Raw genomic sequence first — 16023 nt, 5'->3', positions numbered from 1 at the left:
TGAGTAAAATGAATCAATTGGAGTTGAAAAAAGTCATCCGTCCAGTGATTTTGATTGTCGCATTAATGATTGCGGTCTATACCATTGTGCATTTATGGAACTACTATAATGCAGCGCCGTGGACACGTGATGGCCGAGTTCGTGGTGACGTTATTCAAGTCTCCTCAGATGTAGCAGGACTTGTAACGGAAGTATTGGTTCAAGATAACCAGACTGTCAAAAAAGGTCAGGTGCTTTTTAAAATTGATGTCTCTCGCCGAGCTTTAGATGTAGAGCAAGCAAAATCTGATTTGGCAAAAGCAAAAGCGGCCTATGCTCAAGCACAAGCAGGTCTAGCCCAAGCCAAAGCAAACTTGATTAAGTCGAGCACTAACATTAAGTTAGCCGAGAAAAACGCAAACCGTTATTCAAACTTAATGGATGGCGCGATTTCTAAACAAGAACAAGATCAGGTCTTTGCAACTCGCGATCAATCACATGCGGAACATGAGCAACTCCAAGCAGCTATTCAACAAGCTGAAGCTACTATTAAACAGCAACAAGCACTGGTTGAAGCAGCAACAAGTAACTTACATTTAGCAGAACTCAATATGCACCGTGCAGCTGTTGTTGCACCGGCAGATGGAACACTCTCTAACTTTGATTTGCGCCCTGGTAACTATGTTCAAGTTGGACAAGCGGTTGCAGCATTGCTAGATCGTAAACAACTTTATGTGGTGGGATATTTTGAAGAAACAAAATTAGACCGCATTCATATTGGCGATCAAGCAAGTGTGCAATTAATGGGTGACAGTCAGAAAATTAAAGGCCATGTGCAAGGTATTGCATCGGGTATTGAAGATCGTGAGCGTTCAAGTAGTTCTAAATTGCTTGCAAACGTAAACCCGACATTTAGCTGGGTTCGTTTAGCACAGCGTGTACCTGTAAAAATTGTGTTAGATGAAGCACCAAAAAACGAGCTGGCTTTTGTTTCTGGTCGTACTGCTACAGTACATATTATTGAAAAATAAAAAATTGAAGTTTTTAAACCCAATAAAAAAGCATGTGTAAAACATGCTTTTTTATTTTTTATGGTGTTAAACCAACTGGATTGCGATACCAGCTTTGAATCAGCAAAGCTGCGGCAAAACTATCTGCTGATAATTTCTTTGCACGGCCTTGTTCTTGATAAAAACCAAGTTCTTCTCTTGCTTCACGGGTGGTGAGTCGTTCATCTACCATCCACGTTTCAATATTGGTTTGATGGCGTAAACGGCGTGCAAACTTACGTGCACGTGTAGAAAGCTCTGATTCGCTATCATCCATATTTAATGGAAGACCGACAATAAACAAATCAGGTTGCCATTCTTTGACAATTTTTAAAAGTTGGTCCCAGTTGGGAATCCCATCTTTCATCACAAATAATGGCAATGGATTAGCACTTTCAATTGCAGATTGGCCGATCGCCATTCCCATTTTTTGAGTACCAAAGTCAAAAGCCATAATTGATTTTGATTGTGTTGCAGTCATTAAGCATGTCCGATTTCAGAAGCCAGCCATGTACGATCTACACCAATTTTTTTATAGGCTGCATCCCAACGGTCATCGTACGGCAAGTTAAAAATCAGATCCATGTCGGCATCACAAATGAGCCAGTCACCACGAGCAATTTCATCTTCTAGCTGGTTTTTACCCCAACTCGCATAACCGAGGGCGATTTGGTAGCGACCAACACCTTCGTTATGTGCAATTGCATCGAGAATATCTTTACTGGTGGTAATACAGACATTTTCACCGACAGCAATAGAGGAGTGCCATGTTGGTTGACCAGTATGAAGGACAAAACCTGCTTCAGGGCGTAAAGGTCCACCTTGTAAAACCTCATGCGGATTTACATTGTCTGCATCAATGTCTAAATCATTGAGTAGTTCTTTAATTTGGATACCAGCAGGGCGATTGATAATAATACCTTGAGCACCTTCTTCGTCATGGCGGGCAAGATAAATTACAGTATTTGCAAAAAAGTCATCTGCCATTTCTGGCGGGGCAATCAGACAACGGTGAGTCATGTATTGTTTGGTCACCTAAGCGGTTCTCCCTCAAAAAATGTCGCTATAGGGTCTCTCGACCCTTTTTATGTATATAGGTTCTTTTTATCAACATACAAGAGTTAATCGGATTTCGCCAATCTTTTTCTCTCATTTTCTTTATTAATTTGAAGAAGCCTGAAATTTAAGTTGGCGTAATTGTTTAGCATGCTGCAAGGTCGTTTCATTAATTTCAACTCCACCTGACATACGTGCTAGTTCAGAAATAATCTGATTTTCATCGAGTTGTACGATGGTGCTGCTTGCCGGATCTGTTTGCTGTTTTTTAACTAACAAATGTTGATCAGATTGTGCAGCGACCTGCGCTTGGTGAGTAATACATAGCAGTTGGACATGCTGAGCCAAATCGGCAAGTAATCGTCCAACCACTTCGGCCGTACCACCACTAATCCCGACATCAATCTCGTCAAATACCAAAACTTCTGCTTCGGTCTTTTCAGCATTCATCACTTGCATGACGAGTGCAATACGTGAAAGCTCACCACCCGATGCCACACGCGCCAATGGTTGTGGTGGTATGCCTTTGTTGGCAGTAAATAAAAGTTGAATAAAGCTTAAGCCTTCTGCACTTGGTTGCTCTAATGGCTCAAATTTAAACTCAAAGTGTGCTTCAGGTAGTGCCAAAGGCTTAACCTGCTCGGTTAACTGTTTGGCAAGTGGGATAGCAGCTTCACGACGAATATTGTCTAAATGCTGGGCTTTTTCTAAGAACTCTTGATGTGACTTTTCTACTTGTTCTGCCAGAGTCTCTGGGTCTTCAAGTTGATGCAACTGTTCAAGCTCATTTTGCCATGTTTCGTACTCTTCTTTCAGCGTCTCTGGCTGAGTACGGTATTTACGTGCCAGTCGATGGAAAACTTCTAACTTGGAGTTGAGTTCTTCCATCCGTTCAGGGTCAAAGCTCTGACGGTCAATAAACTGACGTAAATTTGATGTTGCATCATCAATTTCACTTTGAGCATTAAGTAAAGAATTATAAATTTCAGAAAGCTGTTCACTACGTCCAGCATGAGATTCTAGTCGGCGAATGATCGATGACATTTCTTGAGTAATGTTTTGTTCAGCTTCATCAAGCGCATTCAAGCTATAGCTACAATCTTGCATAATATGTTCATGATGACTGAGACGGTCAAACTCTTGCTCGATTTCTTTGTAATCGGTCTGAATGACTTCCTCAAGTTCTTCGATTTGCAGCTCTAAGGTCGCAATACGTTGTAGACGAGTTGCTTGAGCATCTAAGGCTGCTTGGTGTAAACGAATCGTGCGTTGCCATGTGCTATAAGCTTCGCGGACATCATTCGCTTCAGCATAAAAATTGTTATAACGGTCTAACCAATGCTTTGGATAAGGTGGTTCAAGAAGCTGTTGCTGGCTGTGCTGGCTATATAATTGAACCAATAGGCGCCCCAATTCTTTAAGCTCAGAGAGGCTACTTGGGCGGCCATTCACCCATGCTTTACTACGACCAGTTGCGAAAATAACCCGACGTAAATGAATTTCCCCAGAATCATCATCTAGTTCATGGTCCTGTAACCATTTTGCCTCAGGGCTATTGTTCTGATAAGTAAAAACTGCGGTTACATCCGCTTTGTCCGAACCATAGCGGACATAATTTGTATCTGTACGTTCCCCTAAGCAGGCAGAGAGTGCATCCAGTAATAATGATTTTCCGGCACCTGTCTCACCTGTTAGAACATTAAATCCTTGTTCTATATCAATAGCTAAATGATCAGCTAATGCAAAATTGATTAAAGTTAAATGTGTGAGCATAAACGCATCCAACGCGCCAAATTATGGGTTAAAGATAGAGAAGTTTTGAATTTGCTACAAGTGATCTATTATTCTAAATGAAATTATAGAACAGCAAGATTGCGGAACTTTACAATGAAAAAAACATTAAGCTTACCGAAAGCACCAATAGGGATGATGAACCGCCATAAAAAAACAAATCCTGCTGAAATGAATAAAATTTTAAGTCAGCATTTTAATGCATTTAAACAGGCTGCTGCACAAGGTGATTATGCCAAAGCTTATCAGCATGTAAAAAAAGCGGTAAATCTAGTGCCACAGCATCCTGGAGCACTATCTGATTTAGCTTATACTGAGCTGCGGTTACGCCGTTATGACGATGCATATCAACATTATATGCAAGCTATTAAAGCAAGTGGTTCCAACGTTAATACAAATTTATATGATGGCTTAACCGAAGTTTGTCATCATTTAAATAAAAAAGAAGAAAAAATCAAATTTGGGCGTTTAGCCATTTCAACAAAAAAAGAACTTACAATGAATGAGCCAGCTTTAAATATACCCCCTCATAAGCCTGTACCATTTAGTCCCAATCCTCAAGAAAACATTATTGCTTTTTCTTTATTTGGAGCAAATCCACGTTACTGTGAAACTTCAATTTTAAATACTAAGTTAGCGCAAGAAATTTATCCGGAATGGACGTGTCGGTTCTATATAGATGATACCGTTCCTGAACTTGTACAGAAACGTTTACAAGCAAATGGTGCCCAAGTAGTACATGTCAGCCCCACTCAAAAACAGTTATCTGGTTTATTTTGGCGCTTTTTAGTCATGGATGATCCGCTAGTTAAACGATTTTTGATACGGGATGCTGACTCTATCGTGTCTTATCGTGAAAAAGCTGCTGTCAATGCTTGGCTCAAGAGTGATCAATGGTTTCATTTAATGAGAGATAGCTATTCTCACACTGAATTAATTTTGGCGGGAATGTGGGGTGGTTGCTCAGGTATTTTTCATAATATTGAAGCACATGTCAGAGATTATGTCGCCACTGGAAAGTATCCGGACAATCGGGTCATAGATCAGCATTATCTTCGTTATCGTGTTTGGCCGACTTTAAAACAAAGTGTACTTGTGCATGACAGCCAGCAATTTGATGAAAATGGCATCGATTTTCCGGCTTACGAGTCAGCTTCAATGCAAAATGACCCAGACAATTTTCATGTTGGCATGGATAATGGTTCACCAGTGGTTACAACTGCTGTGACACACCCAACTGCAGAGAAAGTTTATTGGGTTGTATTCGATGAAAATCACGATGAAGTTTGCAGATATGATGCAATAGTGTCGAAGAGTCGAAATATTGAAGTAAATTTACCCCACGCTTTTGCTAAAAAAATTCAGTTACAGCAGTGGAAATTACAAGTCTATCCGTATGAAAACTGATTGATTAGTTATTTAGGCACAATTAAACTACATTCATCATAATTTATATAAATGCGGCATTATCTGGAGAGTGTGCATGAGTTCAACCCAATTTGATCATGTAACGGTCATCAAAAAATCAAATGTTTATTTTGGTGGAGCATGTATCAGCCATACCGTGCAATTTGAAGATGGAACGAAAAAAACATTAGGTGTTATTTTGCCGACTGAGCAGCCTTTAACATTTGAAACACATGTTCCTGAGCGTATGGAAATTATTTCAGGTGAATGTCGCGTTAAAATTGCAGATAGCAATGAAAGTGAATTGTTCCGCGCTGGTCAATCATTTTATGTACCAGGCAATAGCGTTTTTAAAATCGAGACTGATGAAGTACTCGATTATGTTTGCCATTTAGAAGGCTAAGAAATTCCTGTTTAAATCGGGTACACTATGCCCAAAGAAATCCTGTGAAGTTGGCTTTGCAGGATTTTTATTTTTTGCTCAAACGTTGTTAGAGGTCATGCATGGCAAAACCGGAATATTATTATGGCGTTCACTCAGTGGAGTCATTGTTAGAACTTGAGCCGGAGCGCGTGCTGACCTTGTTTACATTGAAGGGGCGCGATGATCAACGTTTACAAAAGATTTTGCAATTGGCTGAGCCTTTTGGAATTAGCGTACAAAAAGCAAGCCGTGAAAGTCTTGAGAAGCTTGCAGGCTTACCATTCCACCAAGGTGTAGTTGCAGCAGTACGTCCGCATCCGACCTTAAATGAAAAAGATCTCGATCAGATTTTGGCTGAAACTCCAGATGCCTTATTGCTGGCATTAGATCAGGTGACAGACCCGCATAACTTAGGGGCTTGTATTCGTACAGCCGCTGCAATGGGTGTTCAAGCAGTCATTGTTCCTCGTGATCGCTCAGCAAGCTTAACTCCAACTGCTCGTAAAGTCGCAGCGGGCGGGGCTGAAAAAGTTAAATTCATTCAAGTGACTAATTTGGCTCGTACTTTAGCGCATCTTAAAGAGACAACTCACGTACGTGTGATTGGTACAATGCTTGATGAAAGTGCTTTGCCTATTCAAAAATGTGATTTCTCTGGTCCAGTTGTCATTGTTATGGGTGCAGAAGACACAGGTTTACGTCCAATTACTCAGGCACAGTGTGATCATAAAGTTTATATCCCGATGTCTGGGAATTTACAGAGCCTAAATGTGAGTGTGGCAACAGGTATGGCACTTTATGAGGCTTGCCGTCAGCGTTCTGAGGTATAATTTAGCTGCCTTTCTCGTTTTAAAGCAGTCTTAATATGTCTCCCCGTAAGCAAGGTTATTTTTTTGTATTGGTGACCATGTGCATTTGGGGCGGGTTTACGCTTTTTGCCCGTTTAAATGCACAATGGCACATCAGTGCTTGGGATATTGCTGCACTGCGCTTCGCTATTGCTTTTCTAATTTTGATGCCTATCTTAATTTATAAAAAAGATCTCGCTTTTTTATGGAGTAAGCATGCGGTTATTTTGGCGCTCATTGGTGGAGTCATCTATTGTCTCACCGTCTATACTGCGTTTCTTTATGCGCCAGCTGCACATGCCGCAATATTTTTAAATGGTTGTATCCCCATCTGTACAGCTATAGCTGCCTATATTTTATTTAGACAACCATTTGATAAGCATACATGGGTGAGTCTGGCAATTATGATCACTGCCTTGGCTCTCATGAGTGTGTTGATGTTGCAAGGTAATGCTTCTGCTTTTGGCTTGGGGGATTTACTTCTTTTTATTAGTGCGATTTGGTGGGGCATTTTCACTGTATTACTTAAACAGTGGAAACTCTCTGCCTGGCACTCTATGGCAAGCGTCGCGATTTGGTCTGCAATTATTTATTTGCCGATTTACCTATTATTCTTACCTAAACATTTTATGGATGTAGATCCTGTACATTTGGCTGTACAAGGCATTTTTCATGGCGTATTTGTCGTTATTATTGCAACGTTGACTTATGTTGCTGCTATTCAACGTCTTGGAGCTTTTAAAACGGGAAGTATTGTAACTTTGGCGCCGTTTATTGCAGCTATTTTAGCTGTACCTTTACTTGGTGAATCATTAAGCCCATCAATTGTTGTGGGCTTGGTAGGTATGGGGGTAGGCGCTTTACAGCCTTGGCGCTGGTTTAGACAAGATAGCCTGACACAAAAGATTAAACAGCAAAATACACAAAATTAGTTTGCACGCTTCAAATAGCTTTGATGTAAAGGCTCTAATTGCTGATATAAATGTTCGAGTAATCCATCGTTAAACACTATGTCATTGGCAAGCTCACGTTTTCGTTCGCGTGGCATTTGTGCAGCAATGATTTTCTGGATTTGTTCTTGGTTTTGCCCATCGCGCTGGCTTGCACGCTGAATTTGAGTTTGTTCACTCGCATCAATTAGTAGCGTGTGATTGACCAGTTCATGTTGATTTGTTTCAAACAATAATGGCGAAACTAAAATTACATAAGGACTTTTAGGATTTTGTAGCTGTTGAATAATAGATTGACGGATTGCAGGATGGGTAATTTGCTCAAGTGTATGACGCGCTTGTGGATTTTGAAAAATATATTCACGTAAGGCACGACGGTCTAAACTGCCATCGGGTTGAAGCACCCAGTCTCCAAAAGTTTGCTGAATTTTTTGAAGGGCAGGTTGGCCCTTTTCAACCACTTCGCGAGCAACAATATCGGCATCGACGACTTGGATTCCTTGGGATTCAAACCACTGTGTTGCAGCTGATTTACCACTGCCTATACCACCTGTGATTCCCAGAATAAAAGCCATCTTAACCTCCCAAATAAATTTTCATAATCTGATCACCCCATAAAAAGGCAACCCAACCTGCAATGGCAATATATGGCCCAAACGCAAAAGGCTGATTGTCATTTCTTAATTTTAATAAAATGATGCCAATGATTGCGCCAAGTAACGATGACAATAACACAATTAACGGCAGCATCAATGGCCCCATCCATGCACCTAATGCTGCAAGTAATTTAAAGTCGCCGTAGCCCATACCTTCTTTGCCAGTAATTACTTTAAATAAGTAATAGACAATCCAAAGACATAGAAAACCAATGAGGTAACCCCAAATGGCCGAGTTGGGTGAGGTGTAGATATTAAAGGTGTTAATGCCTAAACCAAGCGCAGCTAAAGGTAGGGTAAAGCGATCAGGCAATAATTGTGTATCGAAATCAATAAAGGTAAGTGCTATCAATATCCATGTGAGGACGAGTCCAAAAAGCATTTGTATGGTTGGACCAAACACCATAACCACCACCAATGAACATAGCATGGTAAGTAGTTCGATGGCTGGATAGCGAATGCTAATCGGGTGCTGGCAATGACCACATTTTCCTCTTAACACTAGCCAGCTTATGAGTGGGATATTTTGATACCAACGGATGGGTTGATGGCATGCAGGGCATGATGAAGCAGGCTTACTTAAAGTTAGCTTCTCATGATCAATAATGGGTTGCTCAGGATTGAGTAACATTTGGCATTCTTGCTGCCAATCTTGCTCCATCATTCTTGGTGTGCGGTAAATCACTACATTAAGAAAGCTACCGATACATAGGCTCACGAGTGCAACAGCAATATAAAGTGCAGTTAAGTTTTGAATAAAATACGCAATGATGTCTTGCATTATACAACTGAGCCCATTTGGAAAATTGGAAGATACATAGCAATTACCAGACCGCCTACGAGTACCCCTAAAATTGCCATAATTAAAGGTTCCATCATAGAAGTTAAACCATCAACGGCATTATCCACTTCATTTTCATAGTAAGTGGCAACTTTATCGAGCATGCTGTCTAGTGCACCCGATTCTTCACCAATTGCAACCATTTGTATAGCCATAGATGGAAAACGATTAGATACTCGCATAGCAAATTGAAGTTGTTGACCGGTTGCCACATCTTCACGAATTTTCATCACAGCTTGCTCATAAATGACATTATTTGTTGCGCCTGCAGTCGACTCTAGTGCATCAATAAGCGGAACACCTGCGGCAAATGTTGTAGCAAGCGTGCGGCTATAACGGGCAATAATTGCTTTATAAACCAGATCTCCGAAAATAGGTAACTTAAGCGCCAGTTTATCTAAGCCATCACGAAACTTTTTACTACGTTTTTTTGCTTCTAAAAACGCAGCAATAAATACACCAATCGCAATAATCATAATGAACCAGTATTCCTGCATCCATTTCGACATATTCACGACCATTTGTGTAAATGCTGGTAATTCTGCGCCGAAAGAAGCAAATAAATCTTGGAAAACGGGGACTACTTTAACCATCAAAATAATAGTCACCACAATGGCTACCACAATAACTGTTGCAGGGTATTTCATTGCTTTCTTAATTTTTTGCTTGAGCAACTCACTTTTTTCTTTATAAATTGCAACGCGATCCAACATCGTTTCGAGTGCACCTGATTGTTCACCAGATTCAACAAGTGAACAAAACAAGTTATCAAAATGTTGAGGGTACTTTTTTAAAGCTGAGGCAAAGGTACTACCACCTTCAACTTCACTTTTAATACCGAGGACAACCTCTCGCATGGCAGGGTTTTCTAAACCTTCTGCTACAATTTCAAAGCCTTGTACTAGAGGTACACCAGCTTTCATCATAGTCGCAAGTTGTCGGGTAAAAATCGTAATATCGAGTGTAGTTACTTTTTTCTTAAATAACCCTTCAAGAATATTTTTACGTTTTTCACGTATAGTTCGAACAGTCACCCCTTGTTTGCGTAAGGTTACTTTGGCTAAAGCCATATTTTTAGCCGGAAGTTCTCCTTTAATTTTTACGCCCTTACGGTCAACCCCTTCATAAGCAAAAGTCGGCATCATTTGTGCCTTTTTGACAGCCATTAGATTATCCTTATTTTAAATAGTGTCTTATTCACTGGTTACACGGTTAACTTCTTGTAAAGAGGTCACCCCTTGCATCACCTTTTTTAAACCTGAACGACGTAGATTATTAAACCCCAATTTTTCAGAAGCAGCCGCGATTTCTAAAGCGTTGCCATCTTCCATAATAATCTTGGAAATTTCAGGTGTAACTTTCATTACCTCATAAATACCGACACGGCCTTTATAGCCTTCACGACATTCAGGACAGCCCACGGGTTGAAAAACCCGAAAATCTGGATGTGCTAAATCTTGTTCGGTAAAGCCCATTTCTAATAAGCTTTGTTTAGGAATATCAGCAGGTATTTTACATTGAGAACAAAGACGACGTGCTAAACGCTGTGCAATCACTAGATTTACTGATGTTGCAATATTAAAAGAAGGAACCCCCATATTGCGTAGACGGGTCAATGTTTCCGGAGCACTATTGGTATGTAGTGTTGACATCACCATGTGGCCGGTTTGAGCAGCCTTAATCGCAATTTCTGCTGTTTCCAAGTCACGAATCTCACCGACCATAATAATGTCAGGGTCTTGACGTAAAAAAGACTTAAGAGCAGCTGCAAATGTTAAACCCACTTTAGGATTGACGTTAACCTGATTAATACCTTCTAAGTTAATTTCCACTGGATCCTCGGCAGTAGAAATATTGGAACTTTCAGTATTTAAAATATTTAAGCCTGTATATAGAGATACAGTTTTACCGGAACCTGTTGGTCCAGTAATCAAAAGCATACCTTGTGGTTTATCTAAAGCTTCCATAAATAAAGCTTTTTGTTCTTCTTCGTAGCCTAATGCATCAATGCCTAGCATTGCGCTTGATGGATCAAGAATACGTAGAACTAATTTTTCACCAAACAAGGTAGGGAGAGAGTTCACACGGAAATCAATTGCTTTGGTTTTTGATAGCTTAAGTTTAATACGACCATCTTGTGGGACACGTTTTTCGGAAATGTCCATTTGGGACATTACTTTTAAGCGTGATGCCAAACGGTTTGCAAGTTGTAAAGGCGGATTGGCAATTTGACGTAACACACCATCGACACGATAACGTACCCGATATGACTTTTCATAAGGCTCAAAATGTAAATCTGACGCGCCCATACGAATGGCATCAATAAGCAACTTATTAATATATTTAACAATAGGAGCTTCATCACCTTGAGGTGTTTCTTCTTCATCTTCTTGAGTGGTAGGACCATCAAGGCTGACGTCAAGATCAAACTCTTCATCATTAAAGTCAAAGCTGCTTTCTTCTGCAAAATGCTGGCCTAAAACTTTTTCCAGCTTATGATGCTCGACAATAACAGGTTCAACCAGCAATTTACTGTTAAAACGGATTGCATCGATTGCTTCAATATTACTTGGATTGCTGGTGGCGACATATAGAATTTGTCCTCTTTGAATGAGCGGCAAAATTCGATGTTTTAAAATCAGTTTTTGATCGACCAGATCTTTAGGAATCTGAGATGTGTCATAAACATCTAGATCAAAATATGGTTCAGCAAACTCCGCAGAAATGGTTTCAGCCAATAAAGAAGGGGAGAGATGTACCTCTTCAATTAAATATGCGACTGTATCCTGCTTGGCTCTCTTTGCTGCATCTAATGCATTTTGCATGGTCGCTGCCGACACATGCTTTTCTTCGACTAAACGCCGAAAAAACCCCGTAAATTTTGGAGATGTATGTAATACTGACATCTGCCTGCCTATGCTAATGTGTTTATAATTGGTATATGAAAAATTATACTTTTGTTATGTAAAATTACTACCTTATAAAGTGTTGCTCTAGTCTTACTCGAGCTATTAAAGCTTGAACTAGTCGAAGTTTTTAAAGATTAATTTTTAGAATGTTTAACTTCGAATGGCTATAAAGTTTTTCTTAATTTCAAAGAGAAGAAAAGATATAAGTAATCCCTTTAAAGAAAAGTATCTGAAATTTGTATAAATGCGTGTAGAATGTGCTGCATTTTTGATGAAAGGTGAGCAGTATGTCGGGTTCGACGATTACGCCTTGGGTAGTTGGCAACTGGAAAATGAATCCAATGCGTGCTAACGCCAACCAACTTATAGAAGAATTTAAACAATTATTGCAACAAAACCAAATTGCAGATGAAAGCTGCCATGTGGGCGTTGCCCCTGTTTCTATTGCACTTACAACAGTACAGGCGCAATTGCAGGATGCTGCAAGAACGGTATATACAGTTGCGCAAGATGTATCGCGTATTGCAGGTACAGGTGCTTATACTGGCGAAGTTAGTGCAGAATTATTAAAAGATAGCCAAATTAATTTCGTATTGGTCGGACACTCTGAACGCCGTGATATTTTTGGCGATAACGTTGAAATTTTGAAGGCGAAACTCCAAAATGCATTAAATGCGGGCTTGACTGTCATTTATTGTGTGGGCGAAAGTCTTGAACAGCGTGAACAAGGGCAGGCAGAGCAAGTTGTTTTACAACAAATTTGTGATATTGCACCCGTAGTGACTGCTGAACAGTGGCAAAACCAAGTCGTAATTGCTTATGAGCCGATTTGGGCAATTGGTACTGGTAAAACAGCTTCACCACAAGATGCGCAAGCAATGCACGCTAAAATTCGTGAAGGCTTATGCCAGCTTACTTCAGCGGGTTCAAGTATTGCTATTTTATATGGTGGTAGTGTAAAAGCTGAAAATGCTGTTGAATTAGCTGCATGTCCAGATATTAATGGTGCGTTGGTGGGTGGTGCTTCATTAAATGCAGCATCTTTTTATCAAATTGTACAAGCCTTCGCGCAAAGCAAATAACGAGGATAGGGTATGCACTCTTTTGTACTTGTTGTACATATTATTTTAGCTGTACTGATGATTGCATTGATTTTAGTGCAACATGGTAAAGGCGCAGATGCTGGTGCTTCTTTTGGTGGTGGCGGTGCAGCAACTGTATTTGGTGCATCTGGTTCGGGTAACTTCCTTACTCGCCTGACTGCTGTTTTAACTGCATTGTTTTTTGTAACGAGTTTGACTCTTGCTGTTTTTGCAAAAAAACAGACTACAGAGGCATATAGTTTGAAAACTGTACAAACAACAGCACCAGCTCAAACAACATCGCCTGAAACTTCACCAAATGCACCAAAAACGGGTCAATAATTCGAAATAGGGCTTTCCTTTTGCAGTTGAAAGGACTAGAATGCGTCCCACAAGCTGCGGTGGTGGTGGAATTGGTAGACACGCTACCTTGAGGTGGTAGTGCCTTCGGGCGTGGGGGTTCAAGTCCCCCCTTCCGCACCAACTTTGAACCAGAAAGTTGAGTGCAAGCAGTTTATTGATGCGGGATGGAGCAGTCTGGTAGCTCGTCGGGCTCATAACCCGAAGGTCGTTGGTTCAAATCCAGCTCCCGCTACCAATTTGATTAAGGTGCAACTTAATCAAGCGAATATTGTAAAGTTTACATTGACTTTTTTCGATATTTGTATATAATTTTTGCACGTTGATGCGGGATGGAGCAGTCTGGTAGCTCGTCGGGCTCATAACCCGAAGGTCGTTGGTTCAAATCCAGCTCCCGCTACCAAGTTTCTTAAAAGAGGCTCACAGACAGGTGGGCCTTTTTGCACAGTGGACTATTGTTTTCTGTGCTACATAGGGGCGATTAACGCCCTTTTTTATTGGTTATCGTATCGCTATCGTGTAGTGTCGACATCAATTGGTCAAATAGTCATGCTTCACTATAGTAGGTCTGTGTCGGTTAAAACAACCGATTGAATCGCACGAGAATGACGAGAGTAAATGAAATTATCAAATAAATCCCAAGCATTGTATGACATGATTGCTCCAGCAGTGCAGGCATGTGGTGTTGACCTGTGGGGAATCGAATTCCTTCCACAAGGTAAACGTTCATTATTGCGTATTTATATCGATAGACCGGTTGATGAAAACGCTGAACCAGTGATTAATGAAGATGGTGAAGTAGAACAAGGTCGTGGTATTGGCGTACAAGATTGTGTACGTGTTACACAACAAGTCGGCGCGATGTTGGATGTTCATGATCCGATTTCAGGTGAATATTCTTTAGAAGTTTCTTCACCAGGTTGGGATCGCCCATTTTTTCAACTTGAACAGTTGCAAAGCTATATTGGACAACAAGTTGCTTTGCGTTTAATTGCAGCAGTAGAAAATCGCCGTAAATTTCAAGCAAAACTCCTTGCTGTAGACCTTGAAAATGAAGAGATTAAGGTTGAAGTTGAAGGAAAGCATGTGCTTGATATCGACAGCAACAATATCGATAAAGCAAACTTGATCTATCAAGATTAAATTTATTTAAATTATATAAGAAATCGGTAGGTGACTTATGGGCCGCGAAATTCTTACCGTTGTAGAAACGGTTAGTAATGAAAAAGGTGTTAGTCGTGAAGCGATCTTCGAGGCTTTAGAACAAGCTCTAGTTGCTGCAACGAAGAAAAGATTTTACGAAGGTACGCATGCTGAAGAAGCTCAGCTTCGTGTAGAGATTGATCGTAAAACTGGTGATTACCGTACATTCCGTCAATGGACTGTAGTGGCGGATGAAGATCACGAAATGCCAGCTTGCCAAGATGCGATCTCTGATGTTGATCCATCGAAATGGTCAATTGGTGATGTGCGTGAACTTGAAGTTGAATCTATCGAGTTTGGCCGTATTGCTGCGCAAATTGCAAAACAGGTTATCGTACAAAAAATCCGTGAAGCTGAGCGTGCTTTAGTTGCTGATGCATACGAATCTAAAGTGGGTGAGTTAATCTACGGTGAAGTGAAAAAACAAACCAAAGATGGTTTCATCATTGATTTAGGCGACAACGCAGAAGCTTATCTTGCTCGCGAAGAAATGATTCCTAAAGAAATTCTTCGTCCAAAGCAACGTGTAAACGCTATCTTATATAATGTTAACCGTGAAGGCCGCGGCGCTCAGTTATTGTTATCACGCGCTAAGCCTGAAATGTTAATCGCTTTAATGAAAAAAGAAATTCCTGAAATTTCTGAAGAGATTATCGAAATTAAAGCAGCGGCACGCCAACCAGGTGTCCGTGCTAAAATTGCAGTGAAAACAAATGATCACCGTATCGACCCTGTAGGTGCATGTATTGGTATGCGTGGTACGCGTATTCAAGCTGTACAGCAGGAGTTAAACGGTGAACGTATTGATGTAGTGGTTTGGTCTGATGATCCAGCTCAATACATTGCTAGCGCATTAGAACCAGCTGATGTTTCAGGCATCGTGCTTGATGAAGATGCAAGAAGTGCCGATATTATTTTTGCAACCAGCGATCAATTAGCTCGTGCGATTGGCTCACAAGGTCAAAACGTTCGCTTAGCTTCTGATTTAACTGGCTACAAACTCGACATGATGCTTGAAGAAGAGTATCGTGCTCGTCAGCAAAATGAAGCTCAACAATATCTCGACATGTTTGTATCACGTTTAGATATTGAAGAAGATTTAGCAATGGCATTGGTAGAAATGGGCTTCACTTCTTTAGAAGAGATTGCTTATGTTCCTGCTGAAACTTTTGACGAAATTGAGCTTGATGCTGAATTGGTTGAGTTATTGCAAAGTCGTGCAAAAGAAGCAGCCCTTACTGATGCTTTGAAACAGCAAGAAAATATTCAAGAACCGAGCGCAGACCTTCTCACAATGGAAGGCATGACTTCTGAGATCGCTTACTCGCTTGCCGCTCGCGGTATTATTACCGTTGATGATTTGGCAGATCAGGCTACTGACGATATCTCTGATATTGAAGGTCTTGATCATGAAAAAGCAGGTCAATTGATCATGAAAGCTCGCGAATCATGGTTTAACTAGGAGATG

General features: G+C 40.5%; 16 protein-coding genes and 3 tRNA genes. 12 read left to right on the top strand and 7 right to left on the bottom strand.

Going from position 1 to position 16023, the window contains the following annotated elements; translation table 11 throughout:
* The first annotated feature begins 8 nt into the window (after positions 1-8).
* Positions 9-1010 (top strand): HlyD family secretion protein, encoded by a 1002-nt coding sequence (locus F984_RS16725; protein ID WP_002156989.1) that lies wholly within the window; start codon positions 9-11, stop codon positions 1008-1010.
* Positions 1011-1068: 58 nt separating this feature from the next.
* Here the strand turns inward: F984_RS16725 and ruvX are convergent, their stop codons facing one another.
* From ruvX to recN, 3 genes are all read right to left on the bottom strand, one after another.
* Positions 1069-1509, bottom strand: coding sequence for a Holliday junction resolvase RuvX (gene ruvX, locus F984_RS16720; RefSeq protein WP_000127528.1), 441 nt, complete (start codon positions 1507-1509; stop codon positions 1069-1071).
* Positions 1509-2063 (bottom strand): YqgE/AlgH family protein, encoded by a 555-nt coding sequence (locus tag F984_RS16715; protein WP_001979301.1) that lies wholly within the window; start codon positions 2061-2063, stop codon positions 1509-1511. The genes ruvX and F984_RS16715 overlap by 1 nt, the downstream gene beginning before the upstream one ends.
* Positions 2064-2189: 126 nt before the next feature.
* A complete protein-coding gene (recN, locus tag F984_RS16710; RefSeq protein WP_004710842.1) occupies positions 2190-3857 on the bottom strand; it encodes a DNA repair protein RecN in 1668 nt (555 codons plus the stop codon).
* Positions 3858-3971: 114 nt separating this feature from the next.
* Here recN and F984_RS16705 point away from each other — a divergent pair, with 114 nt between their 5' ends.
* From F984_RS16705 to F984_RS16690, 4 genes are all read left to right on the top strand, one after another.
* A complete protein-coding gene (locus F984_RS16705; RefSeq protein WP_004710840.1) occupies positions 3972-5282 on the top strand; it encodes a tetratricopeptide repeat protein in 1311 nt (436 codons plus the stop codon).
* Between the two features lie 76 nt (positions 5283-5358).
* Positions 5359-5685: a pyrimidine/purine nucleoside phosphorylase gene (gene ppnP, locus F984_RS16700; protein WP_000099685.1), complete on the top strand. Its 327-nt coding sequence runs from the start codon at positions 5359-5361 to the stop codon at positions 5683-5685.
* Between the two features lie 101 nt (positions 5686-5786).
* Positions 5787-6536, top strand: a complete 750-nt coding sequence (gene rlmB, locus F984_RS16695) for a 23S rRNA (guanosine(2251)-2'-O)-methyltransferase RlmB (RefSeq protein WP_002156969.1) — start codon at positions 5787-5789, stop codon at positions 6534-6536.
* Between the two features lie 35 nt (positions 6537-6571).
* Positions 6572-7486 carry a DMT family transporter gene (locus tag F984_RS16690; RefSeq protein WP_004710837.1) on the top strand — a complete coding sequence of 305 codons (915 nt, stop codon included), beginning with the start codon at positions 6572-6574 and terminating at the stop codon, positions 7484-7486.
* Here F984_RS16690 and coaE read toward each other — a convergent pair.
* From coaE to pilB, 4 genes are read right to left on the bottom strand one after another with little or no spacing between them, the layout of a single operon-like run.
* Positions 7483-8079: a dephospho-CoA kinase gene (gene coaE, locus F984_RS16685; RefSeq protein ID WP_000874125.1), complete on the bottom strand. Its 597-nt coding sequence runs from the start codon at positions 8077-8079 to the stop codon at positions 7483-7485. The two genes, F984_RS16690 and coaE, sit on opposite strands and share 4 nt — an antisense overlap.
* Position 8080: 1 nt before the next feature.
* Entirely contained in the window at positions 8081-8941 is an 861-nt protein-coding gene (locus F984_RS23110) for a prepilin peptidase (RefSeq protein ID WP_004710834.1), read from the bottom strand.
* Positions 8941-10167, bottom strand: a complete 1227-nt coding sequence (locus F984_RS16675) for a type II secretion system F family protein (protein WP_004710832.1) — start codon at positions 10165-10167, stop codon at positions 8941-8943. The genes F984_RS23110 and F984_RS16675 overlap by 1 nt, the downstream gene beginning before the upstream one ends.
* A 27-nt stretch (positions 10168-10194) precedes the next feature.
* A complete protein-coding gene (gene pilB, locus F984_RS16670; RefSeq protein WP_004710829.1) occupies positions 10195-11907 on the bottom strand; it encodes a type IV-A pilus assembly ATPase PilB in 1713 nt (570 codons plus the stop codon).
* Between the two features lie 290 nt (positions 11908-12197).
* Between pilB and tpiA the strand changes: the two genes are divergently transcribed.
* The 7 genes from tpiA (at position 12198) to nusA (ending at position 16017) form a co-directional block, all read left to right on the top strand.
* Complete coding sequence (gene tpiA, locus F984_RS16665; RefSeq protein ID WP_004710827.1) at positions 12198-12992, top strand: triose-phosphate isomerase; 795 nt, start codon at positions 12198-12200, stop codon at positions 12990-12992.
* Positions 12993-13004: 12 nt separating this feature from the next.
* Positions 13005-13334 (top strand): preprotein translocase subunit SecG, encoded by a 330-nt coding sequence (secG, locus tag F984_RS16660; protein ID WP_002156913.1) that lies wholly within the window; start codon positions 13005-13007, stop codon positions 13332-13334.
* Between the two features lie 56 nt (positions 13335-13390).
* A tRNA-Leu gene (locus F984_RS16655) sits at positions 13391-13475 on the top strand.
* A 38-nt stretch (positions 13476-13513) separates the two neighbouring features.
* A tRNA-Met gene (locus tag F984_RS16650) sits at positions 13514-13590 on the top strand.
* Between the two features lie 88 nt (positions 13591-13678).
* Positions 13679-13755, top strand: a tRNA-Met gene (locus F984_RS16645).
* Positions 13756-13970: 215 nt separating this feature from the next.
* Positions 13971-14495 (top strand): ribosome maturation factor RimP, encoded by a 525-nt coding sequence (rimP, locus tag F984_RS16640; protein ID WP_002157009.1) that lies wholly within the window; start codon positions 13971-13973, stop codon positions 14493-14495.
* Between the two features lie 37 nt (positions 14496-14532).
* Entirely contained in the window at positions 14533-16017 is a 1485-nt protein-coding gene (gene nusA / locus F984_RS16635; RefSeq protein ID WP_002156952.1) for a transcription termination factor NusA, read from the top strand.
* Positions 16018-16023: the final 6 nt, after the last annotated feature.

The organism is Acinetobacter nosocomialis NIPH 2119 (assembly GCF_000368085.1).
In the GTDB taxonomy this organism is placed as follows: domain Bacteria; phylum Pseudomonadota; class Gammaproteobacteria; order Pseudomonadales; family Moraxellaceae; genus Acinetobacter; species Acinetobacter nosocomialis.
This window is presented reverse-complemented; position numbering and strand designations above follow the sequence as displayed.

What these genes read in the sequence shown, in the direction of transcription:
- F984_RS16690 (WP_004710837.1), top strand. Translation starts at nt 6,572, where the DNA reads ATGTCTCCCCGTAAGCAAGGTTATTTTTTTGTATTGGTGACCATGTGC.
- F984_RS16725 (WP_002156989.1), top strand. Translation starts at nt 9, where the DNA reads ATGAATCAATTGGAGTTGAAAAAAGTCATCCGTCCAGTGATTTTGATT.
- pilB (WP_004710829.1), bottom strand. Translation starts at nt 11,907, where the DNA reads ATGTCAGTATTACATACATCTCCAAAATTTACGGGGTTTTTTCGGCGT.
- ppnP (WP_000099685.1), top strand. Translation starts at nt 5,359, where the DNA reads ATGAGTTCAACCCAATTTGATCATGTAACGGTCATCAAAAAATCAAAT.
- coaE (WP_000874125.1), bottom strand. Translation starts at nt 8,079, where the DNA reads ATGGCTTTTATTCTGGGAATCACAGGTGGTATAGGCAGTGGTAAATCA.
- recN (WP_004710842.1), bottom strand. Translation starts at nt 3,857, where the DNA reads ATGCTCACACATTTAACTTTAATCAATTTTGCATTAGCTGATCATTTA.
- secG (WP_002156913.1), top strand. Translation starts at nt 13,005, where the DNA reads ATGCACTCTTTTGTACTTGTTGTACATATTATTTTAGCTGTACTGATG.
- F984_RS23110 (WP_004710834.1), bottom strand. Translation starts at nt 8,941, where the DNA reads ATGCAAGACATCATTGCGTATTTTATTCAAAACTTAACTGCACTTTAT.
- rlmB (WP_002156969.1), top strand. Translation starts at nt 5,787, where the DNA reads ATGGCAAAACCGGAATATTATTATGGCGTTCACTCAGTGGAGTCATTG.
- F984_RS16705 (WP_004710840.1), top strand. Translation starts at nt 3,972, where the DNA reads ATGAAAAAAACATTAAGCTTACCGAAAGCACCAATAGGGATGATGAAC.
- rimP (WP_002157009.1), top strand. Translation starts at nt 13,971, where the DNA reads ATGAAATTATCAAATAAATCCCAAGCATTGTATGACATGATTGCTCCA.
- ruvX (WP_000127528.1), bottom strand. Translation starts at nt 1,509, where the DNA reads ATGACTGCAACACAATCAAAATCAATTATGGCTTTTGACTTTGGTACT.
- F984_RS16675 (WP_004710832.1), bottom strand. Translation starts at nt 10,167, where the DNA reads ATGGCTGTCAAAAAGGCACAAATGATGCCGACTTTTGCTTATGAAGGG.
- tpiA (WP_004710827.1), top strand. Translation starts at nt 12,198, where the DNA reads ATGTCGGGTTCGACGATTACGCCTTGGGTAGTTGGCAACTGGAAAATG.
- nusA (WP_002156952.1), top strand. Translation starts at nt 14,533, where the DNA reads ATGGGCCGCGAAATTCTTACCGTTGTAGAAACGGTTAGTAATGAAAAA.